The following is a 26,056-nucleotide window of genomic DNA, read 5'->3' as shown; positions in this document are numbered from 1 at the left end:
CGTTAATGCGCGTGCCCGCTGCCTCCGTGGTTGTGCCCGTGCCCTGACGGCGTTGTCGCGTGCTCGCCGTCACCGCCGGTCAGGTTAGCCCATTGCGATTCGGACATGTCCGGCAGGACATGCAATAGCGCCACGATGTCCCAGAGTGTCTCGTCGTCGTGGCTGGGGCCCCAGGCCGGCATGCCGCTCATTTTAATGCCGTGTTTGATCGTCCAGAATGCGCGGCGCGGGTCATGGATGCCGTGATCGGTCAGGTCCGGTGGTTGTGGATAGAGCCCGTCGCGCATGGCGCCGCTGCCTTGGCCCGGCGCCAGGTGGCAGCCGACGCACATGGCTTGGTATTGTTCCGCGCCCGCAGCCACGCGAGCGGGGTCGGAGAGGTCCCCGGGGACCGTTATGTCCTCCGCCCGGGCATCCACCGAGCGATGGCGGGCATAGCCGATCAACGCCTCGGTGGCCGACCAGTGCGGCTCATCGGCCGCGAAATTGTAGGCGCCGCTGACAACAAACACGCCCGCGCCCAACAGCAACAGGGCCACCAGCACCGACCACGCTTTTAATGTTTTCATAAACGCTCCTCGGATGTGCATTTGCGGTAATGTCTTGTGGTGAAAGGGTGCGCCGCCGAGCATCCGTTAATCGGGGCTCGACGGCGCCCGAGGGCTAGAACCAGAAGCGAACACCGGCCACCAGCGTGGTCTCGGAAACGTCGTCTCCAGCGCCACGGGTTTTGGCGGCGGTATCACCGAACTGCCGTTCCCAGTTCACGCCGATATAGGGCGCGAACTCGCGGCGGATCTCGTAGCGCAGTCGCAGACCGGCTTCGATGTCCGTGAGACCTTCGCCGATGCCGAGTTCTTCATCTTCCTTGCCGTAAAAGTTGGCTTCCACCGCCGGCACCAGGATCAGCTTCTGGGTAAACAGAATTTCGTATTCCGCCTCCAACCTCAGGTTGGTGAGTCCTTCCTCACCGACGAACAGGGTGGCCTCGCTTTCGAACAGATAGGGCGCCAGCCCTTGAACCCCGAAACTGGCCCAGTCCCGGTTCGGATCGTCCGGCTGCCAGTCCCGGCGGGCGCCGAGCTGCCAGTCCCAGAACGGTGCGAAGGCTCGGTTCCAGGCAACCCGGGTCTCGAAGCCTTCGGTTTCGCCGCCGTTGTCCATCAGGCGTTCGCCTTCGGTGCTGAGATAGAGCTTGTTCAGGTCGCCGCCGTACCAGGCGGCGGCTTCCCAGGCGGCCACGGTGCCTTCATCGGCGTCGCGGGCTTCGAACTCATCGACGATCACACGGCTGAACGCCGGCTCGTGCTTGTCCACCGCCTGAACCAAGGGTGACAGTGCTAGCAAAGCAGCGGCGGTTATCAGATGTGTCTGTTTCATGACCGTGCCTCCTTCGTCGTTGCGTTGTCGACCACGCGCACCTCGCGGAACATGCCGGCCTCCATGTGGTAAAGCAGATGACAGTGGTAGGCCCAGCGTCCGGTGGCATCGGCGCGCACCAGGTAGCTGAGTTTCTCGCCGGGTTTCACGGTGATGGTGTGCTTGCGCAGCAGTCGCCCGCCGCCCAGTTCCAGGTCGCTCCACAGGCCGTGCAGGTGAATCGGGTGGGTCATCATGGTGTCGTTGACCAGGGTGATGCGCGCCCGCTCGCCGTGGTAAAGCTCCAGGGGTACGGAGTCGGCGAACTTGATGCCGTTGAAGCTCCACATATAACGGCTCATGTTGCCGGTCAGGTGCAAGACGATCTCGCGGTCCGGCGTCAGGCTGTCCGGCGGGCCGCCGGCGGTCTCCATGTCCGCGTAGGTGAGGACCTTCCAGTCGCGTTCGCGCAGGCCGATGCCGGGATCGTCGAGCATCGCCGCCGGCGCCATGGCGCGCATGTCCACGCCCGGCCCGTATTCGGAATCCAGATGCTGGACGGCGCTGGTGCGCGGCGCCAGATCCGGGTTATCCGCCACGAACGCGAACGGCACCTTGTGGTCGCCGTCGTGCTGCATGCCTTTATGCTGCATCCCGGCATGTTTCATACCACCGTGACCCATGTCGTCGTGCTGCATGCCCTTCATGGCGCCATGGTCCATCTTGCCGTGATCCATCGCACCGTGGTTCATGCCTTCCATGTCGCCATGGTTCATGCCGGCCATGCCGCCCATACCCATTTCGGTGTGCCCCAACAGCGGCGGCGGGTCCATCTCCGGCACGGCCGCGCTCATGGCCGGGTCGGGGGTGAGGGTGCCGCGCGCGAAGCCGGAGCGGTCGATGCTTTGCGCGAACACGGTGAACGCTTGCTTTTTCTCGGGGGTGACGATCACATCGATGGTTTCCGCCACGCCCAGCCGGCATTCATGGAAGCGCACCGGTTTCACCGGCTGCCCGTCCATAGCCACCACGGTCATATCCAGGCCGGGGATGCGAATATCGAAGAACGTCATGGCGCTGGCGTTGACGAAGCGCAGCTTCACTCGTTCGCCGGGTTTGAACAGACCGGTCCAGTTGGCGTTCGGGCTGCGACCGTTAAGCAGGTAGGTATAGGTATAGCCGGTGACGTCGGCGAGGTCGCTCTGGCTCATGCGCATGGTGTTCCACATGTGCCGGTCCTTGAGCGTTTGCATCACGCCTTTTTCACGGAAGTCGCGCAGCGTGTCGAAGATCGTGCGCTCGTTGAAGTTGTAGTAGTGACTGAGCTTTTTAAGGGTGGCGTAGATTTGCTCGGGTTTTTCGTCGCTCCAGTCGGACAGCACCATCACGTAGTCCCGGTCCACCGGTTGCGGATCCGCCTCGGCGGGATCGATGACGATGGCGCCGTAGACCCCGCTTTGCTCCTGGAAACGGGAATGGCTGTGATACCAGTAGGTACCGTTTTGCTTCACCGGGAAGCGATAAGTGAAGGTCTCGCCGGGCGCGATGCCGTCGAACGATAACCCCGGCACGCCGTCCATCTGAAAGGGAAGCAGCAGCCCGTGCCAGTGGATGGAGCTGGTTTCCGGCAGGTAGTTGGTGACGTTCAGAGTCACGGTGTCGCCTTCGCGCCAGCGCAGGGTGGGTGCCGGCAGGCTGCCGTTGATCAGCGTGGCCGGGCGCGTGGTGCCGGTGATATTCACATCGGCGCCGCCGATGGCCAGGTTAAAGGTGTTGCCGCTAAGCGTGGCGGCGCCGGTCTGCCCCTGGCTGGCGAGCAGTTTGGCGGGGCTCATGCCGAGTCCGCCGATGCCGAGAGCGCCGGTGCCCAGGGCCAGACCCTGGACGAAGCGACGACGCCCCATAAGAGGTGAAGTGGTCATGTCACGACTCCTGAATAGAAAGAGGTGCGCCCACGGGCGCATGGAACCTTTTAAATCGGGAGTAGTGCGGACGGTGGCCGCCAGGGGGAGGCGTGGAAGCCGGCGAGCCGCTCGCCGGCGCGGGCGATGTGACGCCTGGGGGTGACCAGGGGCGGTCGCGCCGGCGCCAGGCTGGCCGGCATGCCGTTGGCCTGGCAGGCCTGGGTGCAAGAGCAGGGCGCGCTATCATGGACGTTGCCCTGGCAATGGATCTGAACGCTGGCGCTGTCGGCTTGCGCGCCCGCGCACGGCATTTCACTGGTGGTGCCGTGTGCCGACCCCGCCATCACGTGAGCCGCCTGTACCGGCGACCACAGCAGCCCGCCCGCCAGCCAGAGCAGCAGAATCAGAAAACCAGGGCGGGACCGCAGTGATGAATTCATAGTAGAACTATAAAACCCCGGGGCAGCCCCGGGGTCAAGCCGCAACCTGTGGCCGACGACGGTTAGCGGCGCACGCCGCTGGCATTGAGGTGGCTGCCGCCGTCCACCAGCAGCGCTTCGCCGGTGACCAGGTCGCCGCCGATCACCAGTCCCAGCACCGCCTGGGCAACGGTTTCCGGCGAGGCGGCGTCATTCAGGGCGGCGCCGGCCTTGGTCTTGGCCAGCAGGTTGGCGTAAGCCTCCTTGCCCAGCCCTTTCTCCAGCCATTCGCCCTGCACGAAGCCCGGGCAGATGGCGTTGACACGAATCTCCGGACCCAGCACCCGGGCCAGGGACTTGGTCATTGTCAGCAGGGCGCCCTTGGAGGCGGCGTAGGCGATCGAGCTGCCCACCCCGGCGAGGCCGGCGATGGAGGCCATGTTGATCACCTGGGCGGTGCCCGCCTGGCGCAGCGCTTTCTCGGCGGCGCGGGTCATCTGGTAGGGCCCCACGGTGTTCACCGCGTAGAGGTGCAGGAAGTCGTCCTTGCTCAGGCCGTCCAGATCCTGGTGGGCGCAGAATTTGGTGGTGCCGGCGTTGTTGACCAGCACGTCCAGGCGGCCGAACTCCGCCAGGGTCGCTTCCACCAGGGTCTGGCACTGGGTGTCGTCGGACACGTCCGCCTGCTGAACCAGGGTGCGGACGCCGAACGCCTCGCAATCCTTGGCCACGGCGCGGGCGCCCTCTTCGTTACGGCTGTAATTGATCACTACGTGGCAGCCCTGTTCCGCGAACAAACGGGCGGTGGCGGCGCCGATGCCGGAAGACGAACCGGTGATCAGAGCCACGGCGTTTTTTAGTTTCATGTTGATAGTCCCGAGACAAACGAAAAAGAAAATCGACGTTAACACGCCGGCCGCTGAAAGCGCATCGGGTTGCTAGGGGGCGGGGCCGGCGGCCTGGCGGAACAGCCCGGCCAGGTCGTCGAGCTGCTCGTGCAGTTCGCCGTTCACTTCCTTGGTCAGCACGTGCAGCAGGATCATCGCGTTGATCGGCGCGTCGGAGCCGTCCGGGTGACGGAAGCGGCCGACGAAACAGCGATTCAGTTCGCCCAGATTGCGGTACGCGCGGTCCATGTCTTCCAGGTTCAGCGGCAGGTCGGGGTTGTCCCGTTTCGCCAGGTAGCGGCGCAGCAGGAAGAAACCGGCGGCGCGGGTCAGGGTTTCCGTTTCCGTGCTCACCGGCAGGTGGAACAGGGCCATGGGCCGCAGGAAGCGGGTGTGCGGGCAGTCGCTGAGCGCGCACACCAGCCCGAACAGTGAACTGAGCGCCCGTTGCGCGGTGGTGTCCAGCCGGTATTCCCGTTCCCGGGTGGTGACCCTTAAATGGATGGGATCGAAGGAGCGGCCCAGTTGGTGATCGGGGAGCAGCCACGCCAGGTTGCGGGCGATCGGACAATAGCGGTGTTCGTCGCGGCTCAGCGGGCAGTGGGAACACTGGCAGTGTTCCAGCAGGGCCCAGTCCGGGGGCACGAAATCCGGGTCCACGGCGAGGCCGTGGTTCTCCGGTTCCTGGTGCAGCTCGATGTGGGTCACGCGCCCGTCGGTGCCGGTCAGCTGGTAGTGGATATCAGGCTGCATGGGCACGCTTCTTTTCCGCCAGCGGCAGGCGGATGTCGATGCGGGTACCTTCGCCGGGCGCGCTGGTGGCGGTGAGGGTGCCGCCGTGGCGCTGAATAATGTCCTGGGAGATGGACAGCCCCAGGCCGGTGCCCTGGCCAATCGGCTTGGTGGTGAAGAACGGCTCGAAGATCTGATCCAGGTGGGCCGCCTCCATGCCCGGACCGTTGTCGGTCACCGACAGGCAATACGACTGCTCGTCGCTGTGCGCTTCGATGCGGATCTCGCCACCCTGCTCCACCGCCTGGGCGGCGTTGACCAGAATGTTCATCAGCACTTGAGAGAGCTGGCTCTCCGAACCGTTCACCGGCGGCAGATCCGGCGGCAGGTGGGTGGTTACCCGCACGCGCTCCAGTTCGTGGCGTGCCAGGTTCATGGACGTGGCCACGCAGCGGGACAGATCCACCGGCTGATAGCGTTCCTGCTCGTTATGGGAAAAGTGCTTCAGGTCGCGGATGATTTTCTTGATCCGGTCGATGCCTTCGCTGGTTTCGCGCATCAGGTGGGGATGATCGTTAAGAATCATTTCCAGCGAATCCATATTCAGGCGCAATGACTGTTCCGCCTGCAGAAATTGTTCAAAGCGTTCCGGGCTGATACGGCGGCGCAGCCCGGCGATCACTTTCGACAGTGTGGTCAGGTACTGCTCGCTGCGGCGCAGGTTGGCGGAGACGAAGGCAATCGGGTTATTGATTTCGTGGGCGATGCCCGCGGAAATCGTGCCCAGGGAGGCCATTTTTTCCGAATGCAGCAGCATCGACTCCACCTGGTTGATCTTATCGTCCTTGTCGCGCACCGCCTGGATCAGTTCACTGTTCTGCGCCTTGATCTGGGTGATGTCGGTGCCGAAATAAATATAGCCGTCGTCCTCATCGGTGATGTACGACAGTGGGAAAATAAACATATTCACCCAGTACAGCTCACCGTCCTCGCCACGGCCGCACACTTCGCCGCTCCAGACGCCGCGCCGCGCCTGTTCGCAGCGCATGAAATGCGCGCTCAGTTCGGGGCGGTCCTTGGGGTGATGCATGCTTTCGTGCTGGCCGATCAGCTGCCGGAAGGAAAAACCGCTGAGGGACAGAAAGCGGTCGTTGGCGAAGGTAATGATGCCTTTTTCGTTGGTGGTCATTACACAGTATTCATCAATGATCCGCGCCAGCGGACCGAGCACCCGTTTGTTGAGTTTGTACTCGTCCGCGTTCACTTCGATCAACCGGAGTTTGCGGCCGAAGGAGCTCTGGCTCAGCGAGGCGAATTCCGACAACTTGGCTTCCACGTTCATGGAGGCCCGGTAGGTTTTGTACATGAAGAAAATGATGATCAGCAGGATCACCGTGGAGGACATCAGAAACAGCCCCTGGCTCCCCAGCCCGGCAAACGGCCCCTGTAACGATGTAAATAGATCCATGCGGGTTACTCCCCGTCGTAACCCATGCTTCTGAGGGCTTCGCGCTGGTCGCGAACGGTCTGCGCGAGAATTTTATTTTCCACCAGGATATCGCGGAACTTCAGCCCCTCTTCGACACTTTCCAGCAACTGATCGTCGTCCCAGGGTTTGGGCACGAAGCGGAAGGCGCCGGCCTGATTGATGGCGGACATCAGGGTGTCGATATCGATCACTCCGGTCAGCAGGATACGGATGGTATCCGGCTGCATGGTCCGCAGCTCCTGCAGCATTTCGATGCCGTCCATGTCCGGCATCCGGTAATCGGTGATCACCGCGTCGAATACCGTGGTGCGGGCGCGCCGTAACGCGGTGGCGGCGTCCGTGTAGGTTTCCACTTCCCAGTCCGGCCGCGTCGCCAGAACCCGGTTCAGCGCCTTGAGAATATAATCTTCGTCGTCGACAACCATGATGCGGTACATGGTGATCTCCCCTTGCCCCTTGAACCTGTTCAAATTATCGGCGCCGCTGGTTAAAAAGTCATCACCGTTCACGGCGCGCTCATTTATTCTACGAAGATACTACTACGGATTCCGCTTGAACAATCCATTTCATCGCCTTGCCGGGACCCCTTGTCGCCCCGTAATTCTCAGGCGCCGCCCGGGGTGATGATGGATTTGGTCACCGAACCGGTGGCGATCAGCTTCTCGCTGCCGTCGGGTTTCACCGCCAAGGCGTCCGCGCGCATTGCCGCCAGGGTCCGGCCGAGCCGGTCCACGCGGGCGCGGATAACCACCCGGTCGCCTTTGAAGGCGGCGCGCAGCACACTGGTGTGGGTCTCAATCGACACCGGATGCTTGTCCGCCTCCAGCAGGGTCAGGCAGGCGAAGAAGCAGGCCACGTCGAAGAACGTGTAGAGCATGCCACCGTGAAGCGAGCCCTCCGGGTTGAGGGTGAAGTCGTTGAGTTCGATTTCCACTTCGCTTTCGCCGTCGGCGGCCTTATGCAGGCGCAGGCCACAGGCGCGGTGAAGCGGGTGGGACAGCACGTCGTCACGGACTTCTTCGAAACGGCTGGGCATATCATTCTCCTTGGCCGGGTGTGTCAGGGGCGTTGAGTATAGGACAAAATGTCCGGTTGCCGAACGAGGTAGAGGCCGGTAGCATTTAGTTCATGATCCGTCTTCTGAATGCCCTCACACTCCTTGCGGTCCTGACCAACAGCCTGGTCTGGAGTGGCGATGTGGTGGCGCATACCCTGGACAAGGACGGACATTCCCACGCTGAGGCCACCAACGAGCCCTCCCAGCTTCACATCGTCACCTCCACGCCTCAATCGGACGACGGAGACGGTGATCGGCATCACTGCTGCCATCAGGCTTCCCACTTGAGCGGACTGAGTGCGGTCCCGGTGGCATTTACGGTGATTAGTAGCCCGGCATTGTCGATTGCTCCCAGCAGTCCTCCTATCAGCGGATTCTTTCGCTCCCCCTTCCGACCTCCCTCTGTCTGATTCACTGGACAAGTTTGACGGCGCTTCAGCGCCGATTTGATTCCCTGAATCACGCATACAGAGGTCTTTATGAACCGACCGTGGAAGTTGGTCGTGCCGGCGGCGTGTGTCGCCCTCGGCCTGGCGGGTCCTGTGCCCGCCGATCAGTTCAGCATGGGGCGGGTGGGCGATTATCTGGCCGAAAAGCCGGTTAACGAATCCGTCTCTCTTTCACTGCAGCAGGCGCTGGAAAAGGCGCTCCGGCGTAACAGTGCGCTGCAGTCGGCGCGCGCTGGCGTCGGACGTTTCGAGGGCCGTCTGACACACGCCAGTCGGTGGTTGCCCGCCAATCCGGAATTATCTCTGCAGGTCGCGGAGAGGGACCAGGACGGACAATCCAGTACCGATAAGGGCATCCGATTGTCCCAGGAAATTTGGATTGGCGGGCAACGGGGGCTTGGTAAAGCGGCGGCGTCCGCACGGTTGACCGCCGCCGAGCAACGGCTTGCTTTTCTCGAAACCAGTGTGCGCGCGCGAGTGCGCCTTGCCTATCTGGAAGCCTTGCTGGCCCGGGAAAGCGTTGAAACCGCTGAGCGAGCCGAGACCCTGACTGGAAAACTTTACCAGTTTGCGTCACAGCGTTTTCAGGCCGGGGCCGCCACCCAGCTAATACTCAATACCGCCCGTATTGGTGCCGCCCGCGCCCGTGCGGCACTGGTTGATGCCCGCCGGGATCATAAACGGGCTCGATTGGCGCTGATGGAACTGCTGGTGATGGATCCGGAAAGCGCCCGTTTGCGTTTGACCAGTGAACTGAGCCTGGACCGCTTTAACCTGCCGAGTATGGGCCCGCTGTTGGGAGAGGCGCTCAAGCGCCGCCAGGACCTGGTCGCCGCGGCCAGGGAGGTTGTCGCCGCGCGCAAGACACTGTCCCTATCAAAACGCCAGCTGATTCCAAATCTCAAAGTGTTCGGTTTCATGAAGGAAGAAGAAGGTGCGGACGTTGCGGGTCTGGGCGTGTCCATGCCCATTCCGGTGTGGGATACCCGCTCCGGTGAAAACCAGGTGGCGCGCGCGGAGCTGGAGCAGGCGCGCATCGAAGAAGATGCGTTGCGCTTGCAGGTTCGCACCGAAGTGATTGGCGCGGTAACCGACTACAACGCCGCTCGACAACGGCTTGAGGTATTCGGCAAGGATGTCCTGGCCAGCGCCGAGGAAAACGTCCGGCTCACAGAAAAAGCGTTTCGCGCCGGTAGTGTTGGCGCGCCGACCCTGGCCATGGCCCAGGACGATCTTATCAACACGCGAAGGGAATATCTGGATGCGCTGCGTGAAGCGATTGGCGCCGCCGCGGCCCTGGAGAGGTCCACTGGCGGTGTGGTGGCGCTGCGTGAAGCCGGAACCGAACAACTGAAGAACGCGGGAGATTCCGAATCATGAAAGTAGCCACGACGATCACGACAATGGTGTTAACTCTGGCGTTGGCGGGATGCGGTGATGCTTCTCCCGGACATGACGATGAGACCGGCCACGCCAAAAAAGAGGCGGGCCACGAAAGGTCGGAATCGGGCACCGAACACGGCGACCATAATGAAGAAGCGGGCTCGAAAGTCTCTTTAACTTCGGAGCAAAGCGCCTTGTTGAACCTCAAGACCGACAAGGTGCCCGGTGGTCGAGCCGATCAAACCATCCAGGTGCCGGCCAGCGCGCATTTCAATGCGGACCGTATCGCCCATGTGGGCCCCTTGCTCTCGGGCAGAGTGGAGAAAGTGGTTGCCGACCTCGGAGACCGGGTGGAACCCGGTGATCCACTGGCTGTCCTGTCCAGCCCGCGACTGGGCCAGGTCAAGGCGCGCTACTTGAGAAAACAGGCGGAGTTCGAGGCCGCGGCCGCCGATTTGCGCAGGCAAAGCCGCCTTGCGAAACAGAATATCGTCAGCCAGGCGGACCTGCTGGACACCCGCGCCCTTTATCGCGGTGCCCGCGCGGAAAGAAACGCCGCAAAGGCGGCGTTGCGGGCCATGGGGCTCACCGCAGAGCAAATAGCCGCGCTGGATCAGAACGATGACCTGAGCCGGTATGTATTGACCAGCCCCCTGGCCGGTGTCGTGGAAGAGCGCGATCTGGCGCCGGGGCAGATACTTTCGACGGAGCAGACCCCGATTATGGTGGTCGACGCGAGCTCTCTTTGGGTGTTCGGTCAAGTGTACGAGAAAAACGCGGATTTGGTCGCCGTGGGCCAGCCGGCGCGTTTCGACACCGTGGACGCAGCGGTCGATGGAAAAATCGACTGGGTGGCCAGCCGGCTTGATCGCGAGACCCGCACTTTGAAGGTCCGTGCGTTGATCGATAACTCTTCTCACAACATTAAAGCCGGCCAGTACGGTGATCTGACCATAACCCGCCAGGTGGCCGATCCGGTGCCTTTGGTGCCTGTCGATGCGGTGCAGACCATCAACGGGCAGACGCACGTTTTTGTGCCCGGTGACAAAGACGATGAGTATCGTGCCCAGGAAGTGCAAACCGGCGAGGAAGCCAACGGTTTAATCGAGATCAAAAGCGGTTTGCAGATTGGCGCTTCCGTAGTGACGTCCGGCGCTTTTGACCTTAAGTCCGCGCTCACCGCCAGCGGTCGTAGCGCCGCGCACGGCCACTGATCGGGAGTTCAATATGATCGAAAGATTGATTGATGCCGCGCTGCGTAACCGCTTGCTGGTACTGGTATTCATGCTCGGTGTCGCCGGTTGGGGGGTGCTCTCCTGGCGGCAGTTGCCGGTGGATTCGTTCCCGGATGTGACGCCAAGCATGGTGCAGATTTTCACCGCCTCGCCCGGCTTGTCGCCGGAGGATGTGGAAACCCTGATCAGTTATCCGGTGGAAATATCCATGTACGGCCTGCCGGGTCTGAAGCGGGTGCAGAGCACCTCGATCTTCGGGCTCTCCAGGGTCAATGTGTATTTCTCCGAAGACACAGATGTCTACTTCGCACGCCGCCTCGTGATGGAACGACTGGCCAAGGCGCGCGCCGAGATTCCCGGCGACCTTGGCGAGCCCCAGTTGGGGCCCATCACCAGCGGCCTCGGTCGGGTGATGATGTACACCCTGGAAACCGAGCCGGACAGTGACATTTCGTTGACGGAGCTGCGTGAGCTGCAGGATTGGGTGGTCAAGCCCATGATGCGCACGGTGCCGGGGGTGACCGGCGTGTTGTCTCTCGGTGGCTATGAAAAGCAGTACCAGGTCCGGCTTGATACGCGCGCTCTACTGGCGCGGGACCTTACCGTCGCGGATGTACGCGGAGCTATTACCGCTAACAATAAGAATGTGGGCGCCTCCTTTATTAATCGCGCCGGGGAAGAGAACGTGATCCGCGGTTATGGATGGGTGCCCCCGGGTAACGCCGGCTTGGATGCTATCCGTGACATCGTCATCCGTGCCCACGAGAGCACTCCGGTAACAGTCGGTGACGTGGCGAGTGTGGAGTATGGGCCGGCCATTCGCCGCGGTGCGCAAATTGCCAGTGGTGCCGAATCGGTGGGCGGCTATGTTCTTAAGCTGCTTGGTTCCAATACCAGTCAAGTCCTAAAGGACGCCAATCAAAAGCTTGAACAAATCAACGGCGCACTGCCCGACGGTGTCAGGGTAAAAGCGTTCTACTCGCAAAAGGAGTTGATCGATAAGGCGGTGGGAACCGTGGAGTCGGCGTTACTGCAGGGCGCGGTGCTGGTGATATTGATTTTATATCTCCTGTTGGGGAATCTGCGCTCCACGCTGATCGTGGTCGCCAGCCTGCCTCTCTCCGCGCTGTTCGCGTTCATCGCGATGCGCTATGTGGGGCTATCCGCCAACCTCATGAGTCTGGGGGGGTTGGCTATCGGCCTGGGCATGATGGTGGACGGTTCGGTGGTGATCCTGGAAAACATCTTCCGGCATATGGAAAATCGCGCCGAGGAGAATGTTTCCATGGCCAGGCTGGCCAGTGAGGCGGCGCGTGAGGTGGCGCGCCCCATTGTGTTTGCCAGCAGTATTATCATCATCGTCTTCCTGCCGCTTTTCACGCTGCAAGGCGTGGAAGGGAAAATGTTCTCGCCGATGGCCTACACCATCGCCTTCGCATTGCTCGGCGCCATGATTGTAGCATTGGTGCTGGTGCCCGCGCTGATGACCTATGCCTTCAAGAAGGATGGCAACTACGGTGAGCCGCGACTGGTGGGCTGGTTAAAGGATCGTTATCAGCCCGTGCTGGACAAGGTTATGGCCTGGCCCAAGGTGGTCGCCGGCGCGGCGGTACTGGTTCTGGTGCTGGGTGTATCGGTGTTTCCGCTCCTGGGCAGTGAATTCGTGCCGACCCTTCGTGAAGGGACGCTCATGGTGCGCTCTACCCTGCCACCGGCTGCCAGCCTGGACAGTGCTATCGGTTATGCCAAACGCATACAAACGGTGTTCGAGGAATTCGAACCGGTAACCGGCACCTACTCCAGAGTCGGGCGCGCTGAGGTGGGCGGTGACCCCGAACCCGTAAATGTCATCGCCACCACCATCACACTCAAACCCCTTGGTCAGTGGTCCGGCGACTACGACTATGAAGGGTTGCAGTCGGCCATGTCCGATGCGGTGGCGGACCGGCTGCCGGGGCTGGCCAATAATTTCTCTCAGCCGATTCAGTTACGTACCGACGAACTGTTATCCGGTATCAAGGCACAGATCGCGATCAGTATATTCGGTGAAAACTTCGGAGAACTCGCCCGTATCGGTGAGCAGGTCAAACGTATCGCGCAAGCCACGCCTGGCGCTGTCGATGTGCGCATGCAGCAGCAAGGGGGCAAGCCGCAGATCCGAATCCGACCGGACAGGGAGGCGATGGCCCGCTACGGTTTGAGCGTCGACCAGCTGTTCGCCACTGTGGAAACCGGTATCGGCGGCGACGCGGCCGGTCAAGTGTTCGAAGGTATTAAGCGCTTTGATCTGTTCGTGCGGCTGCGCGAGGAGCAACGCGACACGGTGTCGGCGATTGAAGACCTTTTGATCCGAACGCCGGCCGGCGCGGTGATACCGCTGACCCGCGTCGCCGATGTGGAGCGCTTCATCGGCCCGAAAATGATCTCCCGCTCCAAGGCCAGCCGGCGCCTGTTCGTGCAACTGAACGTGCGCGGCCGGGACATGGGCGGGGTGGTCACGGAGATACGTCGTAAGGTCGCCGAACAGGTGGATATGCCGACCGGCTATTTCGTCGAATACGGCGGTCAGTTCGAGAATCAGCAACGGGCCATGAAGCGTCTCTATCTGGTCGTGCCTGTGACTCTGGCGCTGATCTTTCTGCTTCTGTACACCGCCTTTAACAGCTTGCGTTATGCCGCGCTGATTTATCTGAATGTGCCGATCGCCACCATGGGTGGGATTTTCGCATTGTGGCTATCGGGCATGTATCTCTCCGTATCCGCCGCCGTCGGCTTTATCGCCGTGTTCGGCGTCGCGGTACTCAACGGCGTGGTCCTTGTGAGCTACATAAACCAATTGCGTGACGAAGGCATGGACGTTTTCGAAGCCGCCCGAACCGGCGCCATGCGGCGCTTGAGACCGGTGCTGATGACCGCGCTTACCTCTATGCTGGGCCTGCTTCCGCTGCTGATCGCCGATGGCATTGGCGCCAACGTTCAGCGTCCACTCGCCGCCGTGGTCGTGGGGGGCTTGATAACCTCCACCTTGCTGACCCTGCTGGTCATTCCGGTGGTCTATCCCTGGTTTGCCGGCGCCCGCCGGGACGATGTTGAATTCTAAAATCTGAGAACGGCCGGCATCGTCGATGGCGGCCGATAAGGAGACCGTAATGAAAGAGATAAAAGCTTACGTACGAAACAACATGGTCAACAAGGTGATTGACGCCTTAGCGCAGCTGCCGGAGCCGCCTTCGGTGGCGGCCGTTCCGCTGGAGACCTATGGTCACGGCGTCATTGACGACGCCTACGGTCGATTACGAATGACAAAGCTGGAAGTCGACATCGCCGATGCTCGCGTCGGGGAAGTCGTGGCGCTAATCGAACAGGCGGCAAAGACCGGGGAAGGGCATCCCGGCGACGGTCGGATTCTCATCACAAATGTGGAGGCCGCTTTGCGAATCGATACCGGTGAGCGTGACGAGGAAGCACTTAAGTGATCCGATTATCCAAGATGGCCCCGCTCAGAGTTCCGGCGGAAATCTCTGTTAACACTGCGTCGTCCGCAAGCTCTGGCGGCTGAGATACTCACAAGGAGAGCAACCATGTCACATGACCAAGAGCATACACGTATTGACCCTGCTTCCGGCGATCGCCGTGTATCCATAGCCATTTGGGCCAATGGTATTCTGACCGTGGCTCAGGTCGTCGGTGGTATACTCTCGGGAAGCCTCGCGCTGATCGCGGATGCCCTGCATAATTTTTCCGACATGGCCGCCTTAGTGGTCGCCTTCGCGGCGCGCAAGATCTCGGGACGACCGGCCGACGAACGGATGACGTTCGGCTACGGGCGCGTCGAGGTGGTGGCCGCCCTTATTAACTATACTACATTGATTTTAATCGGCTTTTATCTGATCTACGAGGGTGGGATGCGAATCATCAATCCGCCCGAAGTGCAGGGCTGGACGGTAGTTGTCCTCGGTGGAATTGCATTGATGGTTGACGCCCTTACCGCATTTCTGACTTATTCAATGCAGAAAGGCAGCGTTAATATCCGCGCTTTATTCCTGCACAACCTGTCGGACGCCTTCGCCTCTATTGCCGTGGTTGTCAGTGGGGCGCTTATTATTCTTTATGACATGTGGTGGATGGACCCGGCGATCACCATCGGGATTGCGCTTTACATCCTCTATTTGGCTTTCACCGAGATAGATGGTCCCATTCGCACACTGATGCTGGGCAGTCCGCCCGATATCGATAACGAGGCCGTTATAGATACGATGGCGAACGTAGCGGGCGTCGTGGACGTCCATCATGTGCATCTGTGGCAGATGGAGGAGCACGAAGCGGCGATCGACTGCCATGTGGTGTTGACGGCGGATGCTTGGTCACGAATTGAAGGCATCAAGAGTCGGATTAAACGGCAGTTGAAGGAGCGGTTTGATATTGGCCATTCCAGTCTGGAATTCGAGCATGAGCACAGTCAACATGAGAACGCTAATCTATACGGCCACGGTCGGCCCGGAGAGGGCGATGAAGCACATGTTATCGAGATTCTAAAGGATAACAGTGATGTCATTGGTCTCGAATGCCGCGGCAAGCTGTCTCTAGATGACTTGAAGGGCATACATATTACACTTCACAAGCGGCTTGCAAAGGCCCATGAGCCCGGCCTGGTTATTGATCTGACTGACTTCGAAGGTTATAAGGGCTTATCCGCCATACATGAGGATTTGAAGATGGACATCGCTCACAGAAGCGACTTTGATCGAATCGCGGTAGTCGGCGACCGAAAGTGGATTGAGCTGGGAACGTCGCTCGTCAGCGCTCTGACCTCTGCTGAAATGCGCTGGTTCGACACGTGTGATCGAGATAGTGCGGTCCAATGGGCGAGCCGGAGATGACGTGGCATGATAGTGTGCGGGCATCCGATTCGAAAACATACTAGCCCGGTTTGATAACGCCCATAACGTTGAGCTCTGATGCAAAAAAAAGCGCTTTATGCGTTTCTAATCATTTTCTCGTTGATGTTTTTCGTCAGTCTGGCTATGAATCTGTACACTGGCCGTGCCGTCTATTTGGCCCCTGTTATTGGGCTTGGCGGCATGCTGTGGTCTGTGCTTCGGCTGCGAGGTTGCACTCACATAGCGGGTGTGCGAATCGGTCGTGAAGACAAGGGGTGAATGAGATTGGGGCGGCGCTCGAAGCCATCAAGGCAGGCTCGTCATGCATCGTTGAATGGCTTTAACTCTTAAGCGCCAGAATGCGCCTGGCACCGTTCAGCACAATCACACCCGTGATTGTGCCGATAATTAGGTCCGGATAATTAGATCCGGTCCACGCGACCAAGGCGCCGGCGGTAATGACTCCCATGTTGACCACCACGTCATTGGCAGAGAATATCCAGCTTGCTTTCATATGCGCCCCGCCCTCTCGATGTTTGGATATGAGCAGAAGGCAGCTGATATTGGCAATCAGTGCGACGAACGCGATAGCCATCATCACCAGCGATTCAGGTTCACTCCCGAATGCAAAGCGTCTCATCACTTCCACGAGTACGCCTATAGCTAGAATCAGCTGGAGTACACCAGCAAGGTTGGCGGCGCGCACCTGCATTTTCACACCATGCCCAACCGCATAAAGGGCGATTGCGTACACTGCCGCATCGGCAAAGTTGTCCAGCGATTCTCCGAGCAGTCCGGTGGACTGGGCGATCAAGCCGGCAGTCATCTCCACCACGAACAAGAGAGCATTGATACCCAGCAGCCAACGCAGACTGCCGGATTCCTGCTCCGCAGAGAGGGTCGAAGATCCGGCGGCCTCGACGGTTTCGGGATCGGTAGCGATGGTCCCTTGGAGCGAGGCTCCTAGCCCTAAGGTGGCTAGCTTTTCAGTGATAGGGTCAGCCTCGCCATGATGTACGACCTCCAATCGGCGGTTCGACAGGTCAAAGGCCAGCGTGCGGACCTCTTCAAAACCGCTCAGAGCCAAGCGGATCATTCGTTCTTCTGACGGACAGTCCATCTTGGGTACCCTATAAGTGCTGGTCCATGCCCCTAATGCTCCGGAGCCGTCAGCACTATCGGTGCCCGATGGGGTTGTTGCACTACGGCCAGAGGGCCTGTCAAAGGATTGGCTCATGAAACAGGTCCAGTCGCAAAACATGATATAGCCATTCAAAACCATATGGTGGCTATAAGGTCAATAGGGTAAAGAAAACGGTGAGGAGAAGCCTGATGCTCATTAGTCAGTTGGCGCGCATGGTAGGGGTCGACACTCAGACGATTCGCTTCTATGAGCGGCAAGGTCTGTTGCCGCCGCCGGACCGGCAGGAGAATGGTTATCGTATTTATACCGAAAAACACACTGAGCAGTTGGCCTTCGTCCGCCACTGTAGGGTTCTGGACCTTTCACTGTCTGAGATTTCCGAACTGCAGAAATGCCAGGGCGATCCGCATCAGTCTTGTGCCGTCGTTAACGTCTTGGTTGACGAGCATATCTCCCATGTGCGGTCGCGGATAACGGCTCTGTTGGAGCTCGAGGAACAGCTCATTTCGCTAAGAAAGCGTTGCAACGATGACCGCGAGGTTGAGACTTGCGGGGTTCTTGCTGGAATTAGCGAAGCTGACTTTTAAGAAAGCTCCAAGCGTCATCATCGGATATTCGATGGTTGGTTGCTTACTGAGGGCCAAGAACTTTTAGTCTCATAGAAAACGTGGATCGACGTCGAAGTCCTTTAGTTCTTTATGGAGGTGCCTGGTTTCGTGCGATGATCTTGGCGGCGATAGGCGAGGTGATCATTTGAACCACGGCAAAAAAAGCGGACGGGATCGCTATTTCTGATGGCAAGCCCGATGCGGCCACGAAAGCAGCGGCAATACTGAATTCCTTTTTGCTTACGGTGAAGAGGTATGTAATCACATCCCTGCGATCATTGGTTAGTAGCCGTGAGGCCACTCCTACTAAATAGCCAATCAGATTCAGGCACAAGGCCGCCCCCGCAATGACAAAAGCGTACCAGCCGTAGTTAATAATGATTGCCGCATTTGGCCCTACCACGGCGAGCAGTATCAATAGGTAGATAATTGAACCCAGCCCCGCGTAATGGGAGTCGTGCCGTGCGAACAAGCCTCGAAATCCTGTACGCAAGCTCACACCCAACACAGTAGGGACGAAAACGATCAATACCAGTTCCAGGATGATGGATCCAAGTGGCGCTTCCAGTTGTATTCCCGTGAGCCATAGGAAAAGAAAGGGAACGATGAACGGAGACAGTGCTGTGTTGATGGCGTTGAATACCGCAGCCAGAGCAACATTGCCCCGCGCCATCAGTACCAGAAGGGGGGAGGAGACATCGGTTGGCAGAGTGCCAAGTAAGGTTTGCCCCGCAGCCAGTGGGCCACTTCCAAAAAAAAGGCGTCCGGTTAACCACCCGGCAATCGACATGGGTCCATAGACCAAGCCTAGCGCCAGGAATTGCCTTGACGGCTTACGTAGCACCGTTCGTACATCGTGCGCGTCGAAGGTGAGGCTGATAATGAACATCAGAAACGCCAGTAATGGCCCGATGCCAGGTTCCAGGAACTGACCGGTTTCTGGGATTGCTAGCCCTAACCCGGCTACAAAAATGACAAACCATACAAGTTTGGATTCGACAAAAGAAATTAATTGGTTCATCTAATTGCTTTCTGGTTACAGCAGCGCGCTGACACCCAGCACGCCGGCGAAACCGACGGAATAGGCCACCAGCAGATAGCCGGAGTACTTCAGGTAGCTGCCGAAGGTGAGCGATTCCACCTTGCTCATCGCCACCACCCCGGCGGCGGAGCCGATCACCAGCAGTGAGCCGCCCACGCCCACCGCGTAGGTGAGGGTCAGCCACTGCGGCAACGTCATCTCGATGCCGGAATTCAACAGCGCGGCGGTCAGCGGCACGTTGTCGAACAGCGACGACACCAGGCCCATCACATAGTTGGCGGCCAGCGGCGGCATCACGTCGTACAGGTGCGGGAAGTAGGCCAGCACGCCCAGCTCCTTGAGCATGCCCACCAGCAGCAGCACGCCGAGGAAAAACAGCAGGGTGTCGAACTCGATCTTGCGGATGTATTCCAGGGTGGGCTCGTCGCGGTTGAGAAACTGCACCACCATGAACATCAGCGACAGGCCGAACAAGAACATCAATACCGGCGGAATGCCGAACAGAATATTGCCGCCGATGGTGGACAGGATGGTGGCGAAGAACAGCCCGGCCACCACCTTGTCGCCGCCGTTGATGTGCACTTCTTTCTTTTCCAGCACCAGCTGGCCGTCCAGGCCCCGGGAGAGCATCAGTGACAGGGACGCCACCGCCAGAAAAGCGGGCAGGCTGAGCAGCAGCAGATGGGGGATTTCCACCTTGTCGGCCAGGAAGATCATCAGCGTGGTAACGTCGCCGGTGATCAGGGCGGTGCCGCCGGCGTTCACCGAAAACACCACCAGCACCACGTAACGCAGCAGCTTGTCCGTGGGCAGGTTCAGATTCAGCAGAATCGCGATGCACACCAGGGTGGCGGTGATGTTGTCGGCCATGGACGAGAAGCAGAACGCGAACAGGCCGGTGAGCAGCATCAACTGGCGTTCGCTCATGCGCTCGGGAATCAGCCGGTTGACGATGCCGTCGATAATGCCCTTGCTGGACAGATAGGCGACGAACGTCATCGCCGCCATCAAAAACAGCCACAGCGAGGCGATATCCAGCAGGTTGTCGTCCAGGGCGAGCATCAGCGCTTCGCGGGTCTCGCCGGCGGGCGGCGAAATGAAATACAGCACCCAGACCAGCGAACCGAAAAACAGCGTGGTCTTGGCTTTGTCGATATGAACCACGTCTTCCACAACAATGGAGACGAACCCGAGAGCTACGAGACACAGCAGCACGGCGGACATGGCGGACTTCCAGGCAGGACAGGGGAAAAGACGGCGGCGATTCTAACGCCGATACGTCAATAAAGCGACCTACCTGTTTCGCCGATTCACGACTGCTGGTTGCGGGCCACCGTGTCCAGTTGCCGGCCCAGCAGGCGGATGACCATCTCGAACGGCCAGGCGAACTTGCGCTTGAACCAATAGCCGACACGAATCTCCGGCGAGGTGTAGATCAGGTAGCGGTTGCGGCGGACGCCTTCGAGGATCGCGGTGGCCGCCTTTTCCGGTGTCACCGCGTGCTTCTGGAAACGTTTCTTGAGCCGGACCACGTCCGGGGCGGTCTGGTCGATACCGACGATATCCAGGGTCTGTACCAGGCCGGTGTCCACCGCGCCGGGGCAGGCCAGGCTGACCTTGATGCGGTGCCGGCGCAGGTCGTAGCGCATCGCCTCGCTGATGCCGCGCAGGCCGAACTTGCTGGCGTTGTAGGCGGCGTGCCAGGGCAGGCCGAACAGCCCCGCCGCCGAGGACACCGTCATCACATGGCCGCCCCGGCCGGCCGCCACCATGGCCGGCAGAAAATATTCGAACACGTGCACCGGGCCCATCAGGTTGACGTCCACCAGGGCGCGCCAATGTTTGTGCTGCAGCTTTTCCACCGGCCCCCAGATGGCGATACCGGCGATGTTCATCAGCACGTCCATGCTGCCGTGCCCGGCGTGGATGTCCTCGGCGAACGCCTTGACCGCCGCATGGTCGGCGATGTCCAGGGCGCGGCTCGACGCCACCGAGCCGCCCGCCGTCTCAATCTCGCGAACCGTGTTCTCCAGCGCCTCCCCGTTGATGTCGGTGAGGAACAGGATTGCCCCCCGGCGCGCGCTTTCCAGCGCGGCGGCGCGGCCGATGCCGCTGGCGGCGCCGGTGATAAAACACTTCTTGTTATAGAGATCGGTCATTGCCGGGGCTCCTTGGTGGCACAGTGGCTTTATCCTGCCCTGGCCGTTGCGCGTGGTCCCGTCCGGCTGGGCCATAAATCGGGCGTACCGATCCGCGAACTCCTCACCGTGCGATACTCGAACGCGCCTTTGTCCCGGTCCAGACAGGAGAAACCCGATGACCGCAGTGGAGGATTATCTGCAACCCGAGGGCGGCTGGCGGCAGCCCGTCGAAACGCGCCTGCCACCGCCGCCGCCATCGCAACGGGGCGTCGCGTTCCGCGCTATCTCGGGCGTCAGCAGACTGTTCGGGCGCGAAGAGCTACCGCGCATCTTTCCCGTCTTGAACACCAATCGTCGTCTGTTCTGGCCGTGGCTGTGGTTCGCGTCGCGGCTGATGCCGTTCGGCAGATTGCCCGCCGACCTGCGCGAAAAACTGATCCTGCGCACCGCCTGGCATTGCCGCAGCCGTTATGAATGGGGGCAGCATGTGGAGATCGCGCTATCCGCCGGGGTCTCGGACGCGGACATCGTGGCGCTGGCGACCGGACATGATGACGCCGACCCGAGCCATGCCGCCGCCCTGCGCGCCTGTGACGATCTGTGCCGGGAAAAACTGATCAGCGACGCCAACTGGCAGGTCCTGGCCGGGCACTTCAAGCCCGCCGCGCTGGTGGAGATCACCGTTCTAGTGGGGCATTACGAAATGGTGGCGGGGCTGCTGATCAACAGCGGCATCGACCTGGAGCCGTCCATCGACGCGGTGCTGGCGGACTTTAACCGGCGCGCCCGGGACGTTCGCCTGGCCTAGATATGCTCGCTGTCGCAGCGGCCGTGGTCGGCCAGCGTCTGGATTACGCCGCAGTGGGCGATGTCGCCGCCGGCGCAGTCGCGCAGCATGCGGTCGAGTTCATCGCGCAGCGCCGCCAGGGAGCGGATGCGTGCTTCCACTTCCTGGCGGTGGTGCCGGGTCAGGGCGTCCACGGCGGCGCAGTCCTGGTGGTCGTGGTCGGCCAGGCTGAGCAGCTCGCGGATCGCCTCGATGCTGAAGCCCAACTGCCGGGAGTGGCGAATGAAATGCAGCCGGTCCCGGTGGCGCTCGCCGTAGCGCCGCTGGTTGCCGGCACTGCGCGCCGGCTCGGGCATCAGGCCGATCTTTTCGTAGTAGCGGATGGTCTCCACCTTGCAGTCGGTGGCGCGGCTTAACTCGCCGATTGAAAGCATGCGGCTTCCCTCGTCTATCTGTAGTGACTACAGCTATTTAACCGAAATGGCGAGGTCAGCGAAACCGCCAATCCTGGGCATTGAAATAAGCATCATTTGGTGACATATTTGGTGCTAACCTGACACTTGGAGAGGAGCAGCAGGATGCGGACCACGATCAATATCGATGACGACTTGCTGGCCGAGGCCCAGCGGCTCACCGGCGTTAAGGAACGTACCCAGATTATCCGTGATGCCCTGGTGGCATTGATCGAACGGGAGAGCGCCTTGCGGCTGGCGCGCCTGGGCGGCTCCGAGCCGGATCTGGCGGTGCCCGGGCGCCGCCGGCCATGATTCTGGTGGACACGTCGGTGTGGGTGGACCATCTGCGCGCCGGCGACCGGGAGCTGGCCCGCCTGTTGGAGCGTAACCAGGCGCGGATACACCCCTTCGTGGTCGGCGAGCTGGCCTGCGGCAACCTGAGCCGCCGCCGCGAGGTGCTGGATTTGCTGCGGGGGTTGCCACCGGTGCCGGTCGCGGACCAGGACGAGGTGTTGTTCCTGATCGAGCGGCACGGTCTGATGGGGCGGGGTATCGGTTTCATCGACGCGCATCTGCTGGCCGCAACGCTGCTCAGTCACGCCACTTGTCTGTGGACCCGGGACAAGCGGCTCGCCGAGGTGGCGCGAGACCTGGGCGTGGACGGCGCACCGGGGCCGATGATTCATGATCGGGCTTGACCCTGTAGTGGCTACAGGTATTTCAATTGACATCCTGAGTTCACTGAAAGCAGGACGGGTCCATGAAACCTCGCCTTCGCCGGGCTTTCCGCCATGAAATGGATCTCGCGCGCCTCGCCTATCAGGAAGGCGACTGGCAAGCGGCGTTCCGTCATCTTGAGCGAGCGCACATTATCGGACAACGGTTTATCGGCCCGCACACCCTCGCGCATTGGTGGATGCTGCGAGTGGGGTGGAGACGCAGGGATGCTCGGGAGGTCCGGGGTCAGTTACCGCGACTGGTGGCGGCATTACTGCTGTCACGAATCTGGGTGCCCGCCGGTAACACCGGCGGCGCGGATGTCAGCCCGATCAAGCCGATGCCGATACCCGCTGATCTGGTGGCCCTATTGCGCCGACGGTGATTTTGACGCCATGCGCGCGTTGCCGTACTGTTTCCGCTCTGATTAAGGTGGTGTGCATGTTGAAACGTTGGGTCGCAGCAATGCTGGTTGTGTTCCTGGCCGTTAACGGGCTGGTGGTGGCGGGAGATTCCACCATCCATGCCAGCCATGACACTCCAGGCCTGTCGTTGCACGCCGACGGTGATATTAAAAACGTTTCAGCTGCTTTTCCGATGGACGCCGACGATGGCGGTTATCATGATTGTCACAACCCCGCTTGCTACGCGCCTTTAAGCGCCAGCGTGGCGGGTGCCCACTTCGCTCTTGGCAACACCTGGCCGCCGAATCCGCGTCCGGGCGCAGTGCTGTCTGGGCGCCAACCTCCCGTTCCCCCACCGAATACGGTGTCGTTCTAGCGTACTGAATGACCTCCGGCGTCCCGCGCCGTCGTTTCCCGTATTTGGAGCATAGTTTCATGCATCACCGTACTTTGTGCGGCGGCCTTGCCGTCGTGTTCGGCGGTCTAGTGCTGGTCTGGCCCTTGGCCACCGGCGCCGACACCATCGATTTGAAATCCGTGAATCTGACGACCGTCCTGTCCCGGGTGCTCGAGCGCAACCCTGGTCTGGATGAATACCCCTATCGTTTCCGCGCCGCTGATGCGGCCGTTGTTCAAGCGGGCATCCGCCCCAGTACCGAAGTCTCCCTGGAAGTGGAAAATATCGCCGGCTCCGGGCAATGGGCCGGCACCGACGGTGCGGAAGTCACGTTGGCTTTGAGCCAGACCGTCGAGTTGGGCGGTCAGCGCGACGCCCGGATGGAGAGTGCTCGCCGGGCCGGAGAAGTGAGTCGTCTGGACTACGATCTCGCGCGTCTTGACTTGCTTGGCGAAGCGAACCGGCGCTACTTGGCGCTTGTCGCCGCCGAGCGCCGCGTGACCCTGGCCGAGAAGGCCCTGGGCCTGGCCGGTGACGCCGAACAGGCCGCCCAGCGGCGCGTTGCCGCTGGCGCCGCTCCGTCATCCGAACGGCGTCGTTTGGTGCTGTCCCGGCAGGCGGCGGAACGAGACCTGGAACGGTCCCGCATGGATCGCCGTTCCGCCAGCCAACGGCTTGCTGCCCTGTGGGGAGAGACCGGTGAGCAAGGTTTGCGTGCCGCCGAAGAGCTGCTGCCCTTGCCGGACCTTCCCGGTTTGAAGCAATGGCGCGGACGTCTGGATCAGGCGCCGAGGTTGCGCGAATTCGCTTCTCTAACCCGTCTCGCTGAGGCCCGGGCCCGGTTGGCGCAAGCCAATGGCAGCCGTGACGTACGCTTTTCCGTGGGCGCTCGGCATGATGAATCCAGTGGCGATCAAGCCGCGGTGTTGGGGTTCTCCATGCCGCTTAATCTGAGCAACCCCAATCGTGGTAACGAGGCCCTTCGGCTGGCTGAAGTGGACCTTCTCGAGTCGCGCAGAAGTGCCGCGCGCATCGAGCTGTTGTCGCTGGTGGAGGGCTTGTACCTGGAGCTACAACAACGCCGCACCGAGGTCCGCTCGATTCTGGAGCAATCCCTGCCGGAAGCCCGGCGGCTCTACGAGGAAGTCCAGGCCGGCTATCGTCGCGGGCGCTACAGCGTCCTTGACCTGATTGACGCCGCTCATTCCCGTCTGGCCCTGGAGCGTCGAGTTACCGACCTGGCTGAGGGCTTTCATCAGCAACGCAATGAACTGGAGCGCCTGACCGGCACTTCCCTGGCCGCCGAAGCGCGTGCGCAAGGAGATTCCCAATGAACCGATTTATTCTGAGTGTGTTGTACGCTGGCCTGCTATCTGCTGTCACCACCGGTGCCTGGGCGGCAGGCGCGAGTGGTGGCGATCATGCTGAACGCCAGGAGCGTGAGGGGCCGCACGGGGGACGCCTGCTGGAGAAAAATGAATTCGGTCTGGAGCTGACGATATTTGAAGATGGCGTTCCACCTGAATATCGAGTCTACGCTTACCGGAACGGAAAACCCCTGGACCCGGATCAAGTAGATTTGACCATCAGGCTGGACCGTCTGGGCGGACAGCGAGACCGTATTACCTTTGTCCCGGAGCGTGACTACTTGCTGGGCCAACAGCCAGTGGCCGAACCGCATTCCTTTGATGTCACCGTGGAAGCCAGCCTGGACGGAGAGACGTATCAGTGGCGTTTCGAAAACCATGAAGGCCGCACCCTTATCCCTGAACGTCTGGCGAAAGCCTCCGGTCTCGGTACCGAAATCGCCGGTGAGCGAACCCTGGAGCGCACGCGCCAGGTCACCGGCCGGGTCGAAGCAGATCCAGACAAACTATACCGGGTCACCGCCCGCTATCCGGGCACGGTTGAGCGGGTGCTGGTGTCGGTGGGCGACCGGGTAAAAAAAGGCCAGCCGCTGGCGCGGGTGGAAGCCCGGGAGAGCCTCACCCTGCAGACGGTGACCGCACCGGCGGATGGCGTGATTACAGAGCGCTTTCTGAACGCCGGAGCGGCCACCAGCGGCGAACCAATTGTTGAGATCGGCGATTTCTCCACCCTTTGGCTGGAGCTGCATCTGTTCCCTCGTGATCTGGACGCTGTGTCCCCAGGGCAGGCTGTGCGCCGAGCGGACGACGCTACTGTGTTGGGCGCAGTGGATTACCTGTACCCCCGAGCTGACGAGGACAGTCAGGTCACCCGGGCGCGGGTAGTGGTCAACGACCCACCCGCCGATCTGCGCCCTGGCATGTTGATTGGTGCCCAGGTGGTGATTGAAAAGAAGACGGTGCCGTTGGCGGTACGCCGGGAAGCGATTCAGAGTTTCCGCGACATGCCGGTAGTGTTTGCCCGCTTCGATGAAAAGTATGAAGTGCGGATGATCAAACAAGGCATGAGTGGCGCGGATTACGTGGAAGTCACCGGTGGTTTGGAGCCAGGCACCGAATACGTGACTGAAAACAGTTTCCTAATCAAGGCCGACGTCCTTAAAGACGGCGCCACTCACGGCCACTAAGTGCTTAAGCACT

Annotated in this window: 27 protein-coding genes; 13 read left to right on the top strand and 14 right to left on the bottom strand. The window is 60.8% G+C overall.

The genetic code is table 11. The features are described 5' to 3' along the window. Nucleotides 1-2: 2 nt before the first annotated feature. From ISO4_RS00730 to ISO4_RS00690, 9 genes are all read right to left on the bottom strand, one after another. Nucleotides 3-569 carry a c-type cytochrome gene (locus ISO4_RS00730; protein ID WP_142947551.1) on the bottom strand — a complete coding sequence of 189 codons (567 nt, stop codon included), beginning with the start codon at nt 567-569 and terminating at the stop codon, nt 3-5. A gap of 94 nt (nt 570-663) precedes the next feature. Beyond that, on the bottom strand, nt 664-1,380 hold the full coding sequence (locus tag ISO4_RS00725) for a copper resistance protein B (protein ID WP_142947550.1): 717 nt from the start codon (nt 1,378-1,380) through the stop codon (nt 664-666). Further along, a complete protein-coding gene (locus ISO4_RS00720) occupies nt 1,377-3,281 on the bottom strand; it encodes a copper resistance system multicopper oxidase (protein ID WP_194854807.1) in 1,905 nt (634 codons plus the stop codon). The genes ISO4_RS00725 and ISO4_RS00720 overlap by 4 nt, the downstream gene beginning before the upstream one ends. A gap of 50 nt (nt 3,282-3,331) precedes the next feature. After that, nucleotides 3,332-3,703 (bottom strand): hypothetical protein, encoded by a 372-nt coding sequence (locus ISO4_RS00715; RefSeq protein WP_194854806.1) that lies wholly within the window; start codon nt 3,701-3,703, stop codon nt 3,332-3,334. A gap of 62 nt (nt 3,704-3,765) precedes the next feature. Beyond that, a complete protein-coding gene (locus tag ISO4_RS00710) occupies nt 3,766-4,548 on the bottom strand; it encodes an SDR family NAD(P)-dependent oxidoreductase (protein ID WP_067605000.1) in 783 nt (260 codons plus the stop codon). A 72-nt stretch (nt 4,549-4,620) separates the two neighbouring features. Continuing rightward, the gene (locus ISO4_RS00705; protein ID WP_194854805.1) at nt 4,621-5,322 is read right to left on the bottom strand and encodes a DUF6901 family protein; all 702 of its coding nucleotides are present in this window, start codon (nt 5,320-5,322) and stop codon (nt 4,621-4,623) included. Then, nucleotides 5,312-6,769, bottom strand: a complete 1,458-nt coding sequence (locus tag ISO4_RS00700) for a sensor histidine kinase (RefSeq protein WP_194854804.1) — start codon at nt 6,767-6,769, stop codon at nt 5,312-5,314. The genes ISO4_RS00705 and ISO4_RS00700 overlap by 11 nt, the downstream gene beginning before the upstream one ends. 5 nt (nt 6,770-6,774) lie before the next feature. Continuing rightward, a complete protein-coding gene (locus ISO4_RS00695; RefSeq protein ID WP_138773370.1) occupies nt 6,775-7,227 on the bottom strand; it encodes a response regulator in 453 nt (150 codons plus the stop codon). A gap of 167 nt (nt 7,228-7,394) precedes the next feature. Beyond that, complete coding sequence (locus ISO4_RS00690; protein ID WP_194854803.1) at nt 7,395-7,826, bottom strand: PaaI family thioesterase; 432 nt, start codon at nt 7,824-7,826, stop codon at nt 7,395-7,397. Nucleotides 7,827-8,326: 500 nt separating this feature from the next. Here ISO4_RS00690 and ISO4_RS00685 point away from each other — a divergent pair, with 500 nt between their 5' ends. The 5 genes from ISO4_RS00685 (at nt 8,327) to ISO4_RS00665 (ending at nt 15,794) form a co-directional block, all read left to right on the top strand. Continuing rightward, complete coding sequence (locus ISO4_RS00685) at nt 8,327-9,676, top strand: TolC family protein (protein ID WP_194854802.1); 1,350 nt, start codon at nt 8,327-8,329, stop codon at nt 9,674-9,676. Continuing rightward, on the top strand, nt 9,673-10,893 hold the full coding sequence (locus tag ISO4_RS00680) for an efflux RND transporter periplasmic adaptor subunit (RefSeq protein WP_194854801.1): 1,221 nt from the start codon (nt 9,673-9,675) through the stop codon (nt 10,891-10,893). The genes ISO4_RS00685 and ISO4_RS00680 overlap by 4 nt, the downstream gene beginning before the upstream one ends. A gap of 13 nt (nt 10,894-10,906) precedes the next feature. Further along, complete coding sequence (locus ISO4_RS00675; RefSeq protein WP_142947545.1) at nt 10,907-14,014, top strand: efflux RND transporter permease subunit; 3,108 nt, start codon at nt 10,907-10,909, stop codon at nt 14,012-14,014. A 49-nt stretch (nt 14,015-14,063) separates the two neighbouring features. After that, nucleotides 14,064-14,390 (top strand): P-II family nitrogen regulator, encoded by a 327-nt coding sequence (locus ISO4_RS00670; protein WP_194854800.1) that lies wholly within the window; start codon nt 14,064-14,066, stop codon nt 14,388-14,390. Nucleotides 14,391-14,495: 105 nt separating this feature from the next. Then, complete coding sequence (locus ISO4_RS00665) at nt 14,496-15,794, top strand: cation diffusion facilitator family transporter (RefSeq protein ID WP_194854799.1); 1,299 nt, start codon at nt 14,496-14,498, stop codon at nt 15,792-15,794. A 340-nt stretch (nt 15,795-16,134) separates the two neighbouring features. Here ISO4_RS00665 and ISO4_RS00660 read toward each other — a convergent pair whose 3' ends face one another. Then, on the bottom strand, nt 16,135-17,031 hold the full coding sequence (locus ISO4_RS00660) for a cation transporter (protein ID WP_194854798.1): 897 nt from the start codon (nt 17,029-17,031) through the stop codon (nt 16,135-16,137). Between the two features lie 95 nt (nt 17,032-17,126). On the opposite strand from ISO4_RS00660, the gene cadR reads away from it, so the two are divergent. After that, nucleotides 17,127-17,525, top strand: coding sequence for a Cd(II)/Pb(II)-responsive transcriptional regulator (gene cadR / locus ISO4_RS00655; RefSeq protein ID WP_067609328.1), 399 nt, complete (start codon nt 17,127-17,129; stop codon nt 17,523-17,525). Nucleotides 17,526-17,634: 109 nt separating this feature from the next. Here cadR and ISO4_RS00650 read toward each other — a convergent pair whose 3' ends face one another. The 3 genes from ISO4_RS00650 to ISO4_RS00640 form a co-directional block, all read right to left on the bottom strand. Continuing rightward, nucleotides 17,635-18,567 carry a bile acid:sodium symporter family protein gene (locus tag ISO4_RS00650; protein ID WP_194854797.1) on the bottom strand — a complete coding sequence of 311 codons (933 nt, stop codon included), beginning with the start codon at nt 18,565-18,567 and terminating at the stop codon, nt 17,635-17,637. 15 nt (nt 18,568-18,582) lie between these two features. Further along, nucleotides 18,583-19,812: a sodium:proton antiporter NhaD gene (gene nhaD, locus ISO4_RS00645; protein ID WP_067604968.1), complete on the bottom strand. Its 1,230-nt coding sequence runs from the start codon at nt 19,810-19,812 to the stop codon at nt 18,583-18,585. Nucleotides 19,813-19,898: 86 nt separating this feature from the next. Then, nucleotides 19,899-20,747, bottom strand: a complete 849-nt coding sequence (locus ISO4_RS00640; protein WP_067604966.1) for an SDR family oxidoreductase — start codon at nt 20,745-20,747, stop codon at nt 19,899-19,901. 157 nt (nt 20,748-20,904) lie between these two features. Between ISO4_RS00640 and ISO4_RS00635 the strand changes: the two genes are divergently transcribed. Then, nucleotides 20,905-21,537 carry a carboxymuconolactone decarboxylase family protein gene (locus tag ISO4_RS00635; RefSeq protein ID WP_067604964.1) on the top strand — a complete coding sequence of 211 codons (633 nt, stop codon included), beginning with the start codon at nt 20,905-20,907 and terminating at the stop codon, nt 21,535-21,537. On the opposite strand, the gene ISO4_RS00630 is transcribed toward ISO4_RS00635, so the two are convergent. Then, nucleotides 21,534-21,950, bottom strand: coding sequence for a MerR family transcriptional regulator (locus ISO4_RS00630; protein WP_067604962.1), 417 nt, complete (start codon nt 21,948-21,950; stop codon nt 21,534-21,536). The genes ISO4_RS00635 and ISO4_RS00630 overlap by 4 nt on opposite strands. 144 nt (nt 21,951-22,094) lie before the next feature. On the opposite strand from ISO4_RS00630, the gene ISO4_RS00625 reads away from it, so the two are divergent. The 6 genes from ISO4_RS00625 (at nt 22,095) to ISO4_RS00600 (ending at nt 26,043) form a co-directional block, all read left to right on the top strand. Then, nucleotides 22,095-22,283: a type II toxin-antitoxin system VapB family antitoxin gene (locus ISO4_RS00625; protein ID WP_067604960.1), complete on the top strand. Its 189-nt coding sequence runs from the start codon at nt 22,095-22,097 to the stop codon at nt 22,281-22,283. Beyond that, entirely contained in the window at nt 22,280-22,669 is a 390-nt protein-coding gene (locus ISO4_RS00620) for a type II toxin-antitoxin system VapC family toxin (RefSeq protein ID WP_067604959.1), read from the top strand. The genes ISO4_RS00625 and ISO4_RS00620 overlap by 4 nt, the downstream gene beginning before the upstream one ends. Nucleotides 22,670-22,731: 62 nt before the next feature. Further along, nucleotides 22,732-23,073 (top strand): DUF3703 domain-containing protein, encoded by a 342-nt coding sequence (locus ISO4_RS00615; protein ID WP_067604957.1) that lies wholly within the window; start codon nt 22,732-22,734, stop codon nt 23,071-23,073. Nucleotides 23,074-23,129: 56 nt separating this feature from the next. Further along, a complete protein-coding gene (locus ISO4_RS00610; protein WP_138773357.1) occupies nt 23,130-23,468 on the top strand; it encodes a hypothetical protein in 339 nt (112 codons plus the stop codon). 59 nt (nt 23,469-23,527) lie between these two features. Continuing rightward, complete coding sequence (locus tag ISO4_RS00605) at nt 23,528-24,823, top strand: TolC family protein (RefSeq protein ID WP_194854796.1); 1,296 nt, start codon at nt 23,528-23,530, stop codon at nt 24,821-24,823. Further along, nucleotides 24,820-26,043: an efflux RND transporter periplasmic adaptor subunit gene (locus tag ISO4_RS00600; RefSeq protein WP_194854795.1), complete on the top strand. Its 1,224-nt coding sequence runs from the start codon at nt 24,820-24,822 to the stop codon at nt 26,041-26,043. Before ISO4_RS00605 ends, ISO4_RS00600 begins: the two co-directional genes overlap by 4 nt. Nucleotides 26,044-26,056 lie beyond the last annotated feature (13 nt).

This window comes from Alloalcanivorax venustensis ISO4 (assembly GCF_015356855.1).
GTDB classification, from domain to species: domain Bacteria; phylum Pseudomonadota; class Gammaproteobacteria; order Pseudomonadales; family Alcanivoracaceae; genus Alloalcanivorax; species Alloalcanivorax venustensis.
The sequence above is the reverse complement of the archived record's forward strand: the minus strand, read 5'-3'. Positions and strand labels throughout refer to the sequence as shown.